Origin of the sequence: Psychrobacter sp. AOP7-B1-24, from assembly GCF_052376215.1 — a bacterium.
GTDB lineage: Bacteria > Pseudomonadota > Gammaproteobacteria > Pseudomonadales > Moraxellaceae > Psychrobacter.
The window spans coordinates 1-265 of the sequence record NZ_JBQSVL010000239.1; the positions used below are offsets into that span (position 1 = coordinate 1).

The following is a 265-nucleotide window of genomic DNA, read 5'->3' on the forward strand; positions in this document are numbered from 1 at the left end:
CTGCCACCTTACTTTGGTAAGCCTAATACCGTCTACAAGGCTTATCAGCGCTGGTTTCGTAGCAATAAATTGATTGCACTGTTTGCTTTATTAATTAAAGACTCAGACTGTGAATGGGTGTTTATCGATGGCACACATATTAAAGCACATCAGCACAGTAATGGTGGCAATGAGGTAGAACAAGCCATTAGTAAAAGTGTGGCAGGACGTGCCACCAAGATTCATTTAGCGGTTGATGCTCATGGCAACCCTATTACTTTTATCT

Annotated in this window: 1 pseudogene; it reads left to right on the forward strand. The window is 41.5% G+C overall.

The window, feature by feature from the left end:
- Window positions 1-265: pseudogene (locus ACT3QP_RS15185) on the forward strand (IS5/IS1182 family transposase); the annotation flags it as partial.